The following is a 223-nucleotide window of genomic DNA, read 5'->3' as shown; positions in this document are numbered from 1 at the left end:
CTCATCGCCTTCGGCATCAGGGTCGTCATCCTCATCCTCTTCTGACTTGGCCTTTTTTGCTTTTTTGGCTTTTTTGCCTTCCTTTTCTTCATCCTGTTCTTCGGCGTCTTCTCGCTCTTCATCGTCTTCCTCAGCCTGACGGCTTTTGGCTTTACGTGCGTTTTCGTCTTCCTCGTGCTCATCAGCGGCACGGGCTTTGGCACCCAGCAGGTGTGCAAACTTA

The 223-nt window shown here is 51.6% G+C and carries 1 pseudogene; it reads right to left on the bottom strand.

What is annotated here, in order from left to right:
* Positions 1 to 223, bottom strand: a pseudogene (locus PSI23_RS22630) (hypothetical protein); the annotation flags it as partial.

It is taken from the genome of Xenorhabdus yunnanensis, assembly GCF_028598805.1.
Lineage (GTDB): Bacteria > Pseudomonadota > Gammaproteobacteria > Enterobacterales > Enterobacteriaceae > Xenorhabdus > Xenorhabdus yunnanensis.
This window is presented reverse-complemented; position numbering and strand designations above follow the sequence as displayed.